The organism is Tannockella kyphosi (assembly GCF_021054785.1).
GTDB classification, from domain to species: Bacteria; Bacillota_I; Bacilli_A; order Erysipelotrichales; family Coprobacillaceae; genus Tannockella; species Tannockella kyphosi.
Map to the genome: position 1 here is coordinate 1,295,188 of NZ_CP088239.1, position 15,955 is coordinate 1,311,142.

Sequence of the window (15,955 nt, forward strand, 5' to 3'; positions counted from 1 at the left end):
TTATTTCAAACAAAAAAAAGAAACACAAACGTGTTTCTTATTGTTCAAATTGTGATTGATATAAAGATGCATAGAATCCATCTTTTTCAATTAATGCATCATGATTTCCTGTTTCTACAATATCCCCATCTTTTAATACAATGATAATATCTGCATCACGAATAGTAGAAAGACGATGTGCAATAACAAAGCTTGTTCTACCTTCCATTAGTTTTTCCATTCCTTTTTGTATTAACACTTCGGTACGTGTATCAACAGATGATGTTGCTTCATCTAAGATTAATATTTTAGGATCTTTTAAGAATGCTCTGGCAATTGTTAATAATTGTTTTTGACCAGAAGAAATATTAGATGATTCTTCATTTAAGATAGTTTGATATCCATCTTCTAATGTATTTACAAAATGATCGACATAAGCCATGTTACATGCATTTTGGAATTCTTCTTTTGTTGCTTCTAAGTTACCATATTTTAAGTTATCTTCTATCGTACCATTAAATAACCAAGTATCTTGTAATACCATACCAAACTGATCACGTAAATCGTGTCTAGAAAAATCACAAATATCATGTCCATCAATAAAGATAGAACCACTATTTAATTCATAGAATCTCATTAATAATTTAACAATCGTTGTTTTACCAGCTCCTGTTGGTCCTACAATAGCTACTGTTTGACCACTATGAACATGCATACTAAAGTCATTGATAATTACTTTTTCTGGATTATAACCAAATCTTACATGATCAAAAGTTACACTACCTTTGATATGTTCAATTTGTTTATCTGTTAAATTATCTTCTTCTTCGTCAATTTCCTCTTCTTCTAAAAAGGCAAAAACACGTTCTGCAGCTGCTGCAGTCGATTGTAAATAGTTCATAACTTGTGCTAATTGACTAATTGGTTGATTAAAAGAACGAACATACGTAATAAAGGCTTGAATATCCCCAATACTAACTGTTCCACCAGTTGCCAACATACCACCAACAATACATACTGCCACATAACCAACATTACCAACAAATTGTACCAAAGGCATCATTAATCCTGAAAAGAATTGTGATTTCCATGCTGAGTTATATAAACTATCATTATATATTTCAAACTGTTCTACTGAAGCTAGTTCTCCATTAAATGCTTTTACTACTTGATGTCCACCATACATTTCTTCCACATGACCATTCACATCACCTAAACTATTTTGTTGTTGTGTAAAATGTTTTTGTGAAAACTTCATTACAGAAGCTATTAAAATCATACTAGTTGGTAAAACTAATAAAGCTATAAAAGTCATTGTTACATTAATAGTTAACATCATAATAAAGATACCAACTACTGTTACAAAAGAAGTAATAATTTGAGACATACTTTGATTTAAAGATTGAGCAATTGTATCAATATCATTTGTAACACGTGATAATGTATCACCACTTGTATGTTTATCAAAGTATTTTAATGGCATTCTACTCATTTTCTTTGATAAAGATTCACGTAAGTCATATGCTACTTTTTGTGATACACCAGATACAACAATCCCTTGTACTAAACTAAATACCATACTAACTAAATAGAAAGCTACTAAAACAAGCACTATTTTACCAATATACGTAAAATCAATACTACCTGTTCCTTGTATTTTCCCCATAATACCTTCACTTAATTCATCCGTAGCTAATGCTAAAATCTTAGGTCCAACAATACTAAAAATAGTAGAACCTGCAGCAAAAACAACAACAATTAATAATTTAAAATGATAAGGCTTTAAATATTGAAATAATTTCTTTAAAGTACCTGGTAAATCATTTGCTTTTTCCATTGCACCTAATTTTGGTCCAGGACCTCCACCCATTGGGCCTTTTTGTCGTTCTACAGTAGGAGTACGTTTATCCATTTGTTAGTTCCTCCTTTGATAATTGTGAATGTGCAATTTCTTGATATACCTCACATGTTTTCATTAATTCATCATGTTTTCCAATACCAACCATTTTCCCATCATCTAAAACAATAATTTGATCAGCCCCCATAATACTAGCAATACGTTGACCTACAATAATAACTGTTTGATTTGTTTTTTGACATAATATTTCTAATTCTTGACGTAATCTAGCATCTGTTTTAAAGTCTAATGCTGAAAAACTATCATCAAATACTAATACATCTGGATTTTTAGCTAATGCTCTAGCAATCGCTAATCTTTGTTTTTGACCACCAGATACATTTGTTCCACCTTGTGAAATAGAACTTTGAATTCCTTCTTCTTTGCTTTCTATAAATTCACTAGCTTGCGCAATTCTTAAGATTTCTAATACTTCTTGTTCATTTAATGATTCATTTCCATATTTTACATTGGATTCAATCGTTCCTGAAAATAGGTTTCCTATTTGAGGAACTAAACCAATTTTATCTCTTAGATTATGTTGTGTTACTTCTCTAACATCAACACCACTTACTAATACTTCTCCACTAGTTACTTCATAGAATCTAGGAATTAGATTAATTAAAGTAGATTTACCAGCACCAGTACTTCCAATAATAGCAGTTGTTTGTCCCGGTAATGCTTGGAAATTAATATTTTCTAATACTGCTTCATGAGCTCCAGGATATTGGAAACTTACATTTTTAAATTCAACAAAACCTTTTTTACTTTCATCAAATGATCTTTCTTGTTTTGGATCATGAATTTTAGGTTCCGTTGTTAATACCTCATAAATACGACCAGCAGCCACACTAGCACGAGGAATCATAATAGCAATAACTGCGATCATAATAAAGGCCATAATAATTTGCATTGCATATTGCATAAATGCCATCATTTTACCAATATCTAATGTTCCAGCATCAATTTCTTTTGCTCCAAACCATACAATAGCTACCATAACAACATTCATAATAAATGTAATTAATGGCATTAAACAAGACATGGAACGATTGGTAAATAGATTTACTTTAGTAAGTTCATTATTTGCTTTTTCAAAACGATCCTCACTATATGCTTCATTTCCAAAAGCACGAATTACTAACATCCCACTTAAGTTTTCTCTCATCGTTAAATTTAGTTTATCAATTAATGTTTGAATAATTTTAAACTTTGGTAATACAACTGTAAAAGCAACCATAATAATACATAAAATAACAATAATAACCAATACAATAATCCAAGCCATACTAGCTGCATTATTCAATGCATGAATAATTCCACCAATACCCATCATTGGTGCAAAGAATACAATTCTTAGCATCATAACAGTAACCATTTGTACTTGAGTAATATCATTGGTAGTACGAGTAATTAAAGAAGCCGTAGAAAACTTATTAAATTCTTCATTAGAAAAACTTTCTACTTTTTCAAAAATAGCCTTACGTAAATTACGTGCTACTCCAGCCCCTATTCTAGCTGCTAATAAAGACACAGAAATGGCACACACAGTACCTATAAAAGCCACTACTAACATTGTTAAACCAATTGATTTAATATAATCATTTTGTAATTCATCAATATCTCTACCTAATGATTCATATTCACTTAATACAGCAGTACCTGCTGCAATTAAAGAAGTAGATTCTCCTAATGTTTCAATCATTGCATCTACATCACTAAATACTGCTTCTAAATCTTCTTCACTCATATAAGAGAATAATGTATAAACATCACTACCTTCTGGTAACATTGCCAACATTGTAGCATATTCTTCACTTGTTAAATCTACTTCTTCTAAAGAAGCAAGAAGCATAAATGGACGTAACAATACTTCATTTAATGCATCACGATCAAATGTATCATTTAATACATAAATATTTTGATCATCAATAGTACTATACAAATCAAGAATATCTTGATCAATTTCACTATTTTCTATTAACGTATAGTTTTCTTCCAATACTTCTATTTCTTGATCATCTAAAAAAATACAAATATGATCATATGTTTCTTCACTCATTACTTGGGCTACTGCATCTTCTGCCCCACCTGATTGAATCCCATTTGTTACAATCTCCGACATATAATCGGGTAACGATAATTCTGCTTGTGATTGAACAAATAATAAACCAACAATAATAATAATAGATACTAAAAATGGTTTATAATAATTCTTTAACTTTATCATTCAAAATCCTCCTTAATTCTCTTTATATTTGCTTCTAAACGACTTACAAATCCTACCATTTGTTCTAATTCTTGATTTTCAAAACCATCCAGTAGCCCCTTCATTGATTTTTCAACTACTGCTTTACCTTCAATGACTCTGTCAATACCACCATCTGTAAGTGTTAAAAGCGTATTCCTTTTATCAAGACTATCTTGTTGTTTTTTCAAAAAACCTGCATTCTCTAGTCTCTGTATTCCAACGGAAAGGGTAGCTGGACTAATATGCATCATACCTGCTAATTCTCTTTGATTCATTTCACCTTTTCGATATATCAACATCATCAAACGAAATTGCCATAAAGTAATATCTACTGGTGCCTTTTTCTTTTCGATTGCTGTTAATTCATGAACACTCTTTTTTAATATCGCGATACGATCCATTAGAATTTCTGCACGTTCAAACATCTTATCATCCATTATCCATCCTCCTTTAGTTAGTCTACTAACAATTAGTATACTAACTATTTATTTAAAGTCAACAAAAAAAGTATATTTACATATACTTTTCTAATAATATGATTGTTTCTTCAATATATGCACCACATGTTCCCAATCTTACTTCTTTACCTTCTATCTTCTTTAATCCTTTTAATTCTTCACAACGAAGTGCTCCACGACTTGCTTCAAATTCTCTTAAGAATTCAGTTGTTATTTCTTCCACTGATTTCTTTACTGTTTTGTCTGCTTCGATTTGGCCATATCGTAAGCTAAGCACCATTGCTCCTCCTAAAAGTGCTCCACATATTTCACGAATATGTCCAACACCTCCACCTAAACCATAAGAAATATGCATTGCAGTATCCATATCAATATCTAATACATCTACATAACTCCCTAATACAGCTTGGCAACAATTGTAACCCTTCTTTACAATTTCTTTCCCTAATAAAACTCTTTCATTTACGTCCATGTTATCTAATCTGTCCTCTCCCATATATTTTATATTTGGTTGTAGTGATTTCTTGTAATCCCATTGGTCCTCTTGCATGCAATTTTTGAGTACTAATACCTACTTCAACCCCAAAACCAAACTCTCCACCGTCACTAAAGCGGGTAGATGCATTCGCATACACACAAGCACTATCTACTTGATTTAAAAACAATTCACAACGTTCCATGTTTTCACTAACAATTGCTTCTGAGTGTTTTGTAGAAAATTGTTGAATATGAGCTATTGCTTCTTCAAAATGATCAACGACCTTAATATTACACGCCTTACTACCATACTCTGTTGAATAACTATCCTCATTAATAAGGAAACATTGGATAAAGCTTTTTGTTTTAGAACAACCATACATTTTTACTTCTTCTTTTATAAAAGCATCATATAATAATTCTAAAAACTCTTTTGCAATAGCTTGGTGTACAATAATCGTTTCTAATGCATTACATACAGAAGGTCTTTGAACCTTCCCATTTAACGCAATAGCTTTCGCTTTTTCTAAGTCTGCATCTTTATCCACAAATAAATGACATACTCCTGCACCTGTTTCAATAACTGGTACTAAGGAATTTTTAGTTACATGTTGGATTAATGTTGCACTACCCCTAGGAATCAATAAATCTAAATATTCTTTAGCTTGTAGTAATATGTCTACATCTTGTCTAGACGATGTTTCAATGTATATAATAGCATCTTTTCCTAAAATATCAAGTGTAGCTTCTACCATTAGCTTTGTTAGCACCATATTCGAATAAAATGCTTCTTTTCCACCTTTTAAAACACATACATTTCCTGATTTAATACATAAGCTAGCAATATCTATTGTTACATTTGGTCTTGATTCATAAATAACTCCAATCACACCAATTGGTACACGTACTTGTTGTATTTCTAAACCATTATCTTTATGAATTTCTCTTACCTTTTGACCAATTGGATCTTCTAATTCGATTACCTTTTGAATATCTTGTACCATTGCCTTAATTCTAGATTCATCTAATAATAATCGATCAATCATTGCTTCACTTAAACCAGTTATTCTAGCATTATCAATATCTTTGTTATTTTCTTCCACAATTTGATCAATATGTGCTAGTAGCGTATCTTGAATCTTTTTTAAAGCAAGATTCTTATCTTTTGTTTCTAAAACAGCAAGTCTTGTTTTTGCATTCGCTGCATCTTTTAATTGTTGTTTAATTACTTGTTCCATGTTTCCCCTCCATTAATACTAAATCATTTGCATGAATGATTTCTCCTCTTACATAAGTAGATAAAATAGTTTGCATTTCCTTGCTTTTTCTACCCTTCACTAAATCAATTTCATGACTTGCATATCCTACAATCCCTCGAGCAATAATGTTTCCTTGCACGTCTACAATATCCACTACTTGCCCTTGTAAAAAAACTCCTACTACTTCTACAATCCCTGAAGATAATAAACTAGTATGTAAATTTAATAATGCCTTTTTACAACCATCATCTACTATTAATTTCCCTTTAGGAATACTACGATATAAAATCCAATGATTACGTAAAGAAAGATTTCTTCCTAACTTACTACTAAAATAAGTCCCAATATCTTTTCCTTCTAAAACATCTAATAATCCTGTTTTTTCATTACTAGAAACAATAGCCATATCTATATTAGCATCCATCACTATTTTAGCTGCATGAATCTTACTAGACATCCCACCTGTCCCTACTTTACTAACAGTTCCTTTTGCCATATCCATAATATCTTGGCCTATTGTTTGAACATAAGGGATTCTTTTTGCATCCTTATTAGTATGTGGATTATCATCATATAATCCATCAATATCACTAGTAATAATTAATAAGTCTGCTTTTACAATTGGTGCCATTAAGGCAGCCAATGTATCATTATCACCTACTTTTATTTCATCCGTAGCCAATGTATCATTTTCATTAATAATCGCAATAGCTCCATATTCATGAATAGATTCTAAAGCATTCGTTAAATTCATTAATCTTTTACGATCATCAAAATCATCATGATTTACTAATATTTGAGCACAATGACATTCAAATATTTTAAATACATCTTCATAAGCTTTCATTAAATGAGCTTGTCCAATTGCAGCTAGTGCTTGTTTTTGTTTCATTTGAGTAGGTTTCTCTTTTAAAGCAAGTACTCCCATACCTGCTCCAATAGCCCCACTAGATACTAGTGTTACTTTTATCCCTCTTCGTTGTATTTCAACAATTTGTACAACTAAATGCATCATCTTTTCTAAACTTAATACACCTAAATCATCACATAAAGAACTTGTCCCTATCTTTATCATTACACTTTGCATTTTTTAATCCCCCATTTTTCTTAGAATAGCATACTATAACAATAAAAAAAAGGAATATAAATTATATTCCTAAAATAAATGATACTTTCTTCTATTTTTAAACAATTGAAAAACACTTAAAAACAAAGTACATAGTTCTCCAATTGGTAAAGCTAAAAAGATTCCATTCACTCCTACATAAATTGGTAAAACATATAAACAAACAGTTATAAAGAAAAAGGTTCTAAAAAAAGATAACATAGCAGATACTCTTCCATCATTTAAAGCAGTAAACAGTGAAGAAGTAAAAATATTGACTCCTACAATTAATAAAGAAAAAGAAAATAATCTTAATCCTACTAACGATAACTCATATACTTCTAAATCATTACTAGAAAACAAATAACAGATTGTACTACTTACCATATTCGCAAACACAAAAATAAAAATCGAAAAACATAAAATCATTATTCCACTAATCTTTAATAACTTCCTTATTTGTTGATAATCTTGACTTCCATAATAATAACTATACATCGGTGCTATTCCATTAGAAAATCCTAAAAATACTGCATTCAATAAAAACTGAGCATATAAAATAATGGTAATCGCTGCTACTCCCGAAGTTCCCACATAAGCCATCATTTGAATATTATATAAAAATGTAGTAATAGCCAAAGATAAATTAATAACCATCTCACTACTTCCATTTATACATACCTGTTTTACTACTTTCCATGAAATAGGAAATCTTACAAAATATAAATAACCAGTTCTAACAAATAAAAAATAACATAAACCAAACAATGCTGGAATACTATATCCACAAACAGTTGCATAAGCAGCTCCACTAATCCCTAATCCAAAAGAAACAATAAATAGATAATCTAAAACAACATTTAAAATACCACCTATCATGGTTATAAATAAACCTATTTGTGGTTTTCCTGCAGTTACAAAGAAATATTGAAACATTAATTGTAATACAAATAATGGTGCAAAACTCATCTGTATTGATAAGTAATCTTGGCAATATTGATCTAAAACTGAAGATGATCCTAACCAATGAATCAGTGTTATTATATTCTTATTAACTACTACACCTAATAAAAGACCTAAAACAAACCCTGCTACTACTAACATAGTTAACGTTTCTTTTGCTTCTTTTTGTTTATTTTCCCCAAGCAATTTCCCCATTAAAGCACTACCACCTGTACCAATCATCACTGCTAAACCAATAACTATATTAATAAATGGATATACTATATTAATAGCACTTAAGGCATTACTACTAACATAATGAGAAACAAACATTCCATCCACAATCGTATAAAGAGACATAAAGATCATCATACAAATAGTAGGTAATCTGAAACTCCCACACCTGAAGGAATGGGGTTCTTAACTACTAAATAACCTTCTTTAACTACAAAAATAAAACAATAATTATTGTTTGAAATGTAGAGAATCCTAATTATTTTCATTAAGAATTTCACTATCCATTCATTCCGTTGAACAAATTAACGATAGTATAACGCCCGTTTCAAGACGTTTTGTTGTTAATACTTTTTAATGCTTTTTAAATGCCAATACTAGAAAGGTTTTTCTTTCCTTTTAATCTTTCTACTTCTTGGTTATGTTTGATTAAAAATCTTTCAAAATTCATTTCACATTTTTCTTGATTCATTGTTTTTAAATCTTCGTTCATATTCATTAATAAATAAGAACTATATAAATCTCTTTGTACTATTATCACTTCGTTGTTATATTCTATCTCATTCCATCTTTGAGATAGTTTTTTCTTCTTGTATGTTTGATTAACATGGTTGTATTGACTTGCTTTGGTTGTATAGTTGTTTACTTTTAAAACTTCTTTATCTATGTAGTTTAGCTTTCTATTCAAAATTTCTACAAACATAGCAGGAGCTTTACTCCCTAACGATTTACCAAACCTCTTTTTACGATTGAATTTACCTGTCTTTTCGCTGATTGTTGTTTTCTTTGCACGTTTTTGCAATCCTTTATAATGCATTGTTTCTACATAAATGGTCGTACCTAGTGTTAAAAGATGATTTGCTAAGGTCTCGTGTTGTAACTTTCGAATAGCTGCTTGCTTTCTACTAAGCTCTCTTAGTTCGCTTCTTAATCGAAGATAGAGATTGGAGTTCTTCCATTTTCTAGCTCCTGTTTTAGTAGTTCCATCTTCATTGTAGTTATTAGGATTCATGGCTCGTCTACTACGATCCATTTTTCTAGAAATGATTCGCTTTTTCTTTTCTAGGTTAGGTACTTTATCAGCTAATTCAATCAATCCTACTTCTTTGTTAGAGCAATAGGCAATCGTTTGCGTGCCTAAGTCAATACCTACAACACCATCTCTTTTAGGATTCTTTACTTCACCAGTCGTTGGATTGTATTTTACAGGAGGAGTTCCTTTAAACACTACTTGTAGATAGTATTTATACTTTCCTCTAATTTCTTTTTGAAGTATTCGATTATAACAGATTTTATAATGAGGGTTATGAAAACATTCATTTTCATAACTATTAGAATGATTAATGATAACAGGAATAATAAGACCATTCCAATAAAGTGTTTCATTTACGAAACGAATTCCACTTGTATTTGATTTTCCTTCTAACGAAGTGAATTCTCCATACTTTTTAAAATGAATTTCTTTTCCATCACTAAACATTACTTTGCTATAAGCTTTCCATAAATTCGTAGCAATCTTTTGAGACGTGTTTGAATCAATATTTTCACGAAAACAATGTTGTAATTCTTTTACATCTTTATGAAAATCGTATTCGGATAAACGATATTCTCTTTGCATTTCTTTTAATCGGTTAGCTAGGTCTTTCTTTGTTACACCAGCTTTAGGATGTCCTTCATGAATTCGTTTATATTGTTTCATAATGTATTTATATTCTTTTGTTTTTGTCATTTCTCTATATCGTTTTTGAGTAATAACAATTAAAGAATTATACATTTTTCTACCAATTTCAAAACGTTTTTCTAATATATGTTCTTGATAGGTTTCTGTTTTTAATGAAATTGTTATACAAAAATTACTCATGAAGTTTCTCCCTTCTTGATTTCGATATTTAATATCTTTTTCTCTGGCTTTCTACATATCTCTTTATTGTTTCACTACTAACAACACCGGCAGTTGAAACAAAATAGCTTCTTGTCCACAAACTTTTCATCTGACTCAACTCTGAAAATTCACTTCTTAATATCAACCCACTTTTCCTTTTTATTTTTTGCATAATTTCGCTAGGGCTATATTTTGGTAATGCGTTTATAAACAAATGAATATGATCCTTATCACATTCCATAGCAATAATTTCAATTTCTAATTCCTTGCAAGTTTCTTCCACTATGATTTTAAGCCTTTCTTCTACATTTGGAATTAAAAATATTTTTCTACGATACCTTGGACAAAAGATAAAATGATAATTAATTAACGAGGTTGTTGTTTTTGTTTTTCTATATTCTTTCATATACTTATTATAACATAAATCACGTATGATTTATACTCTTTTATACACATCTTACGCATTCCCCCACCCCTAAAGTAGTGGGCTTCCTGCTAGGTTATTGTGATTACTATCCTACCATAATTTACATCTTATTACTAGAAGAATTTAGATAACAATCAGGGTGATGATTATTCATCACACCGATAGATTCTAAAAAAGAATACGTTGTTACTTTCCCAACTCTTTGAAATCCTCTCTTTTTAAAATCTTGCCATACATTATTTGAAAATGCTTGTTTGTCTTCTAATGATTCATCCATTAAAATTTGTCCTTTACTAAAAGACCAAACATAACGATCAAAAGATCCAAATTCATCAATAATATCGAATATAATACTTGCATTATGTATGATTGCTTCTATTTTAGGACGATTTCGAACTATCCCTACATCATTCATTAATTCCTGTATCTTACTTTCTTGATAATTAACAATAACTTGAATATCAAAATCATCAAACGCTTTTCTAAAATAATCTCTCTTTTTTAAAATAGTTAACCAAGATAAGCCAGCTTGAAATATTTCTAATGATAACTTTTCAAATAATGCTTGATCATTGTGGTTTGGTTTTCCCCATTCATTATCATGATAATCTTGATATATTGCGCTTTTTTCTAAATAAGGCCAAGGACATCTTTGCATGTTATTTCCTCTTTTCTTTTTTATTTTATTATGGTATCATACTTGCGATAGTTTGTCATATTGGGGGAGAATAATGATGAAAAAAATAAAAATACCTGGTTTTGGACAACGTGGTTTTAAAACTGCTTTAACAACTATGTTGTGTGCTTTTCTATATGCATTAATTGGTCGTAATCCAACATTTGCATGTATTGGGGTTATCTTTGGGATGGGAAGTAATTTAAAAGACTCGATATTAAACGGTGGTAACCGTTTAATAGGAACAATTATAGGTGGGTTTTTAGGTATTGGATTATTTACTATTTATATTTATGTATTCCATGCTTCTAATGAGTTTTTATTATTACCACTATTAGGTATTGGAACATTATTACTTGTATCTCTTAGTTTGATTTTCAAATGGCCAGGTGCTGTACAACCTGGAGGAGTTGTATTATGCATTATTTTATATAATACTGCTAGTGAATTATATGTTACTTATTCTTTAAATCGTATGTTTGATACAGGGGTTGGTGTTGTTCTTGCAATAGTTATTAATGTTATCTTTTCTAGAACTGCAGTAAATCAGTTTTTACATCGTATTGGATTAATTAATTTAGATGAATATTCTTTCGATGAAAGCGAAATAAAAAGCAATGTGTAAAAAATAACACATTGTTTTTATTATGAAATAAAGGTGATTTGAACCATAAAAGATACTGTTCCATCTTTTTGACCGATTATATAATCATTTTCATATCTAGTTATTGTTACACTATCATCTTCTAATAGTTCTTTTACATATTGAATTTGAAGTGATTTTATTTTTCTAGTATCTAGTTCTGCTCTTTGATACATATCAAGTGCCCACTGAATATAACAAGCATTATTCATATGTCCATTTCCATCAATATAACTACTAAAAACTTTTCTTTCCACTACTTCCTTAACTGTTGATACTACTGTTTGTAATTTATCAACAATTTGCCCTTGATAAGGAAAATCTAAGTTTTGAAATAATTCATTGCCTTTTATTCTTACCGGTCTATTTTTGCCCTGTTCCATTAAAAGATAATATCCTGTAATACTGCCAATATGATTGTCTTCCATATCATAAATATGAAACTCCCTAACTGCATACATTTTATCCAATCCAGCATGATTTGTCACAATCTTTATCGTATCACCTATTTTTGGATATTGTTTGATATGAATATAATTTCGTATAATAACCCAATAATAATTAATATTCGGTGTTTCAAAATCAACATGCATGTTAATTGCAGCAGATCTTGCTATTTCTTGCATAAAATCAATAAATGAATCAATTCTTACATCTCCATTACAATCCACATCTCGAAAAGTAATAGTAAATTCTTGTGCATATTTCATTTTCCATCCCCCATAAACTTTGTCTCATTATATCACAATAATAAAAAGAAGAAACCTTTGTTTCTTCTTTTTATCCTAACATTTCTAATATCTCTGTTGCATTCGTATCTGGTTTTGCTTTAGCATAAATTTGGATAATCATTCCTTGTTCATCCATTACAAAAGTACTACGAACAACCCCTAATCCTGTTTTTCCATACAACTTCTTTTCTTTATATACATCATAAGCTTGTATTGCTTGTAAATCGGGATCAGATAATAATAAGAATGGTAATTCATATTTATCTGTAAATTTTTGATGACTAGCTTGTGAATCTTTACTAATTCCAATTACTTCAATTCCTTTATTTACGTATTCTTGAAAGCTGTTTTTAAAGGCACATGCTTGTCTTGTACATCCTGGTGTATTATCTCTTGGATAAAAGTAAACTACTACCTTTTTCCCTAAATAGTCACTTAGACTATGTTGCTTCCCTTCTCTATCATAAAGAGTAAAATCTGGTGCTTTTGATCCTATTTCTAACATGTCTACGTCCTCCTACAAAGACTATACCACAAACATGAAAAAGCTACAAACAAGTAGCATCTTTTTGCTTTCTTTGATTTTCAATAATCTTTTCTATTGTTTCTGGATTTTTTATTTGATAAAAAGCAAATTGATCTATATTTCTAGGATTACGAGAACTCGTTCTTTGTTTGTATACCTTTGCAACCTCTTTAATATTTGTATTTGTTTCATCCCCAAAATCCGCACTTAAATAAACAGTCCCATAACCATCCTTACAATCTGTGATTTGAAAAAAATCAAAGTTTTCAATAGAACCATACTCCAATAACAAATCACTTTCTTTGTACTTAAAAACACGATAATTGGTAATACAATAATACTCATCTAAATAGTTTCTATCAAGTGCATATAACTTTTTATACGCACTTGCTACTCCGATATATATAATAAATAATCCTAATAAATTAGCAGGATGTAAATAAGCATTTTCAAAATATACAAAACATCCTATAATAGCTAACCCAAATAAAACAAAATAAATTTCTGCTTTTATATTCTTACTTCCTTTTCCTTTTGATGGGCAATCAAACCAAACCACCTTTTCATCACTATAAAATTCTGATTTAATTAATTCCATTCCTCTTCTCCATATTCCTTGAGCCGCTCTTATTTATCAAATACTTTCAGCATAACCTCTTGATAATAATCTATCACTTCTTGATAGCCCAATGTTTCACTAATTAATTTCATTGTTGACCCTTGATAATCATTGTAATAAAACTCACTTTTCACTATTTCCTCTACAAGTTGTACTAAATTCACTGTTTCGCGTGCGGACGGAGTTAACTTAACATCCATACTGGAACGATGTTTGCGAACTTGTACTAATAACATATTGAATTTATCATCCATGTGCACATGCCTCCCCAACTTATATATATCGTATAGATGACGCGAATTTCTCGTTGGTTTATCTTGCATATAATAATCGCAAACAGCAAATAATTTATCGATAAATGTTCTTTCAATACTTTGAACTTTCATCTTAAAAAGCACTAAACCATATTTTTCCAAAATCTCGAAATCTGTTTCTTTTAGTTGCTCATAAATAATACTTGTTATCTTACATTCTTCTGTTGGATATGCATACGACATAAGCGCTGTTTCTAATTTAACATATGGTCGTAAAAGATTCGTAGGCATCTCATTCATACTATGATATACGAAATCGTAATGATTATAATCTTTATCACTTTCTATTGTTTCCCAATTTTCTATTGGCATGTCTAAAATTTCGCTTACTTTTTTTATCAATGAATATTTGATTTTCTTTCGTCATGCCTCTCCAATATGTTCTTCAAATGTAATATCAATATCTTCTGAAAATCTATCAATTATATGATATGCTTTTGACAAAGATGTCCCACCCTTAAACACAACAGACGGATTCAAGTCCACTAACAATCTCAAAATCATTGTTACATAATAATCTTTCTCTATAATACTTTCTTCTAAACCTGTCATTTCTGATACTGTTACAACAACATCTCTAAATAACTCTTTATCTTCTATGTGCAAATACATCATCTAACCTCATTTCATAGTAGGATTTATAAACACTTGAAGGATAGTTTCTAATATATTTATCTACCATCTCTTTTGTAATTCCATAAGTTTCAATATACTTTTTTATCTTAATTCTAGCCACACTATAATCGTAATCAAGATATGCATCTAAATTTTTCAATAAATCGAGTAATTGTAAGACATGCACATTCTCCTTATTCACCACAACACATGATTTTCTAACTGTAAATATTCTCTTTCCAATTGGAATATTTCTAACCTTAGCAGCTATATTATTACTGACGATTTCTACCTTATTAGGCACTTGATTAGATATTCCAATTTGATTAGCGAATAGATTCCCACTATAAAATCCATCCACTTTTCCATTCCTCGAAATATATTTATATCTAGCAACCATATCTGCATTAATACCACTAGACTTACTAAGTTTCGATTTCTTTGGTAAATAATAAGTGTTATTGTCATATTTAATTATTTTACTATCGTCACATAATCGTTTCATTTGCTGACTTATTGCTGATCTTGTAACACCATAAATTTTAATATCCGAAAAAAAGATTGGTTCATTTTCTTTATAATTCTCCAAAATATATTCGTATAACAAATAATCACCTCCATCTAAATATTTGTAAACTCAACTATTACTTTCATTTATTTTATTATAGTCTGCTTTACAGTTATTGTCAATAAAGCAACATTTATACTAATAGTCTTTTACAATTCATAGATTAAAGGTGCCCACACCCGCAGACACCCCTCTTTTACAACCGCCTAATATCCTGAAATGTATTAAAAAGGTCTAATTTTCCATAACCACCCTTACAATCTGTGATTTGAAAAAAAGTTTTCAATAGAACCATACTCCAACAACATATTACTTTCTTTGTATTTAAAAACACAATAATTGGTAATACAAT

General features: G+C 29.9%; 15 protein-coding genes and 1 pseudogene. 1 reads left to right on the forward strand and 15 read right to left on the reverse strand.

Features of this window, described 5'->3' with window-relative positions; genetic code table 11:
* Positions 1-37 precede the first annotated feature (37 nt).
* The 10 genes from LRR82_RS06425 to LRR82_RS06470 all read right to left on the reverse strand — a co-directional run bounded on the left by LRR82_RS06425 (position 38) and on the right by LRR82_RS06470 (position 11,569).
* Positions 38-1,891: an ABC transporter ATP-binding protein gene (locus LRR82_RS06425; protein WP_399201152.1), complete on the reverse strand. Its 1,854-nt coding sequence runs from the start codon at positions 1,889-1,891 to the stop codon at positions 38-40.
* Entirely contained in the window at positions 1,884-4,106 is a 2,223-nt protein-coding gene (locus LRR82_RS06430; protein ID WP_249028612.1) for an ABC transporter ATP-binding protein, read from the reverse strand. The genes LRR82_RS06425 and LRR82_RS06430 overlap by 8 nt, the downstream gene beginning before the upstream one ends.
* The gene (locus LRR82_RS06435; RefSeq protein WP_249028613.1) at positions 4,103-4,564 is read right to left on the reverse strand and encodes a MarR family winged helix-turn-helix transcriptional regulator; all 462 of its coding nucleotides are present in this window, start codon (positions 4,562-4,564) and stop codon (positions 4,103-4,105) included. Before LRR82_RS06435 ends, LRR82_RS06430 begins: the two co-directional genes overlap by 4 nt.
* Before the next feature lie 76 nt (positions 4,565-4,640).
* The gene (locus LRR82_RS06440) at positions 4,641-5,057 is read right to left on the reverse strand and encodes a C-GCAxxG-C-C family protein (protein WP_249028614.1); all 417 of its coding nucleotides are present in this window, start codon (positions 5,055-5,057) and stop codon (positions 4,641-4,643) included.
* 1 nt (position 5,058) lies between these two features.
* Positions 5,059-6,300, reverse strand: a complete 1,242-nt coding sequence (locus LRR82_RS06445; protein WP_249028615.1) for a glutamate-5-semialdehyde dehydrogenase — start codon at positions 6,298-6,300, stop codon at positions 5,059-5,061.
* The gene (proB, locus tag LRR82_RS06450; RefSeq protein ID WP_249028616.1) at positions 6,284-7,408 is read right to left on the reverse strand and encodes a glutamate 5-kinase; all 1,125 of its coding nucleotides are present in this window, start codon (positions 7,406-7,408) and stop codon (positions 6,284-6,286) included. The genes LRR82_RS06445 and proB overlap by 17 nt, the downstream gene beginning before the upstream one ends.
* 69 nt (positions 7,409-7,477) lie before the next feature.
* A complete protein-coding gene (locus LRR82_RS06455) occupies positions 7,478-8,728 on the reverse strand; it encodes an MATE family efflux transporter (protein ID WP_249028617.1) in 1,251 nt (416 codons plus the stop codon).
* 238 nt (positions 8,729-8,966) lie between these two features.
* Positions 8,967-10,463, reverse strand: coding sequence for a transposase (locus tag LRR82_RS06460; RefSeq protein WP_249028618.1), 1,497 nt, complete (start codon positions 10,461-10,463; stop codon positions 8,967-8,969).
* A 28-nt stretch (positions 10,464-10,491) separates the two neighbouring features.
* A complete protein-coding gene (tnpA, locus tag LRR82_RS06465; RefSeq protein ID WP_249028619.1) occupies positions 10,492-10,890 on the reverse strand; it encodes an IS200/IS605 family transposase in 399 nt (132 codons plus the stop codon).
* Between the two features lie 121 nt (positions 10,891-11,011).
* Entirely contained in the window at positions 11,012-11,569 is a 558-nt protein-coding gene (locus LRR82_RS06470) for a DNA-3-methyladenine glycosylase I (RefSeq protein WP_249028620.1), read from the reverse strand.
* 76 nt (positions 11,570-11,645) lie between these two features.
* Between LRR82_RS06470 and LRR82_RS06475 the strand changes: the two genes are divergently transcribed.
* Positions 11,646-12,212, forward strand: coding sequence for an FUSC family protein (locus LRR82_RS06475; RefSeq protein WP_249028621.1), 567 nt, complete (start codon positions 11,646-11,648; stop codon positions 12,210-12,212).
* A 20-nt stretch (positions 12,213-12,232) separates the two neighbouring features.
* Here the strand turns inward: LRR82_RS06475 and LRR82_RS06480 are convergent, their stop codons facing one another.
* The 5 genes and pseudogenes from LRR82_RS06480 to LRR82_RS06500 form a co-directional block, all read right to left on the reverse strand.
* Positions 12,233-12,940, reverse strand: a complete 708-nt coding sequence (locus LRR82_RS06480; protein WP_249028622.1) for an acyl-[acyl-carrier-protein] thioesterase — start codon at positions 12,938-12,940, stop codon at positions 12,233-12,235.
* A gap of 70 nt (positions 12,941-13,010) precedes the next feature.
* Complete coding sequence (locus tag LRR82_RS06485; RefSeq protein ID WP_249028623.1) at positions 13,011-13,466, reverse strand: peroxiredoxin; 456 nt, start codon at positions 13,464-13,466, stop codon at positions 13,011-13,013.
* Between the two features lie 43 nt (positions 13,467-13,509).
* A complete protein-coding gene (locus tag LRR82_RS06490) occupies positions 13,510-14,085 on the reverse strand; it encodes a hypothetical protein (RefSeq protein WP_249028624.1) in 576 nt (191 codons plus the stop codon).
* A gap of 29 nt (positions 14,086-14,114) precedes the next feature.
* A pseudogene (locus tag LRR82_RS06495) lies at positions 14,115-15,035 on the reverse strand (nucleotidyl transferase AbiEii/AbiGii toxin family protein).
* The gene (locus LRR82_RS06500) at positions 15,010-15,642 is read right to left on the reverse strand and encodes a DUF6088 family protein (RefSeq protein WP_249028625.1); all 633 of its coding nucleotides are present in this window, start codon (positions 15,640-15,642) and stop codon (positions 15,010-15,012) included. The pseudogene LRR82_RS06495 and the gene LRR82_RS06500 overlap by 26 nt, the downstream one beginning before the upstream one ends.
* Positions 15,643-15,955 lie beyond the last annotated feature (313 nt).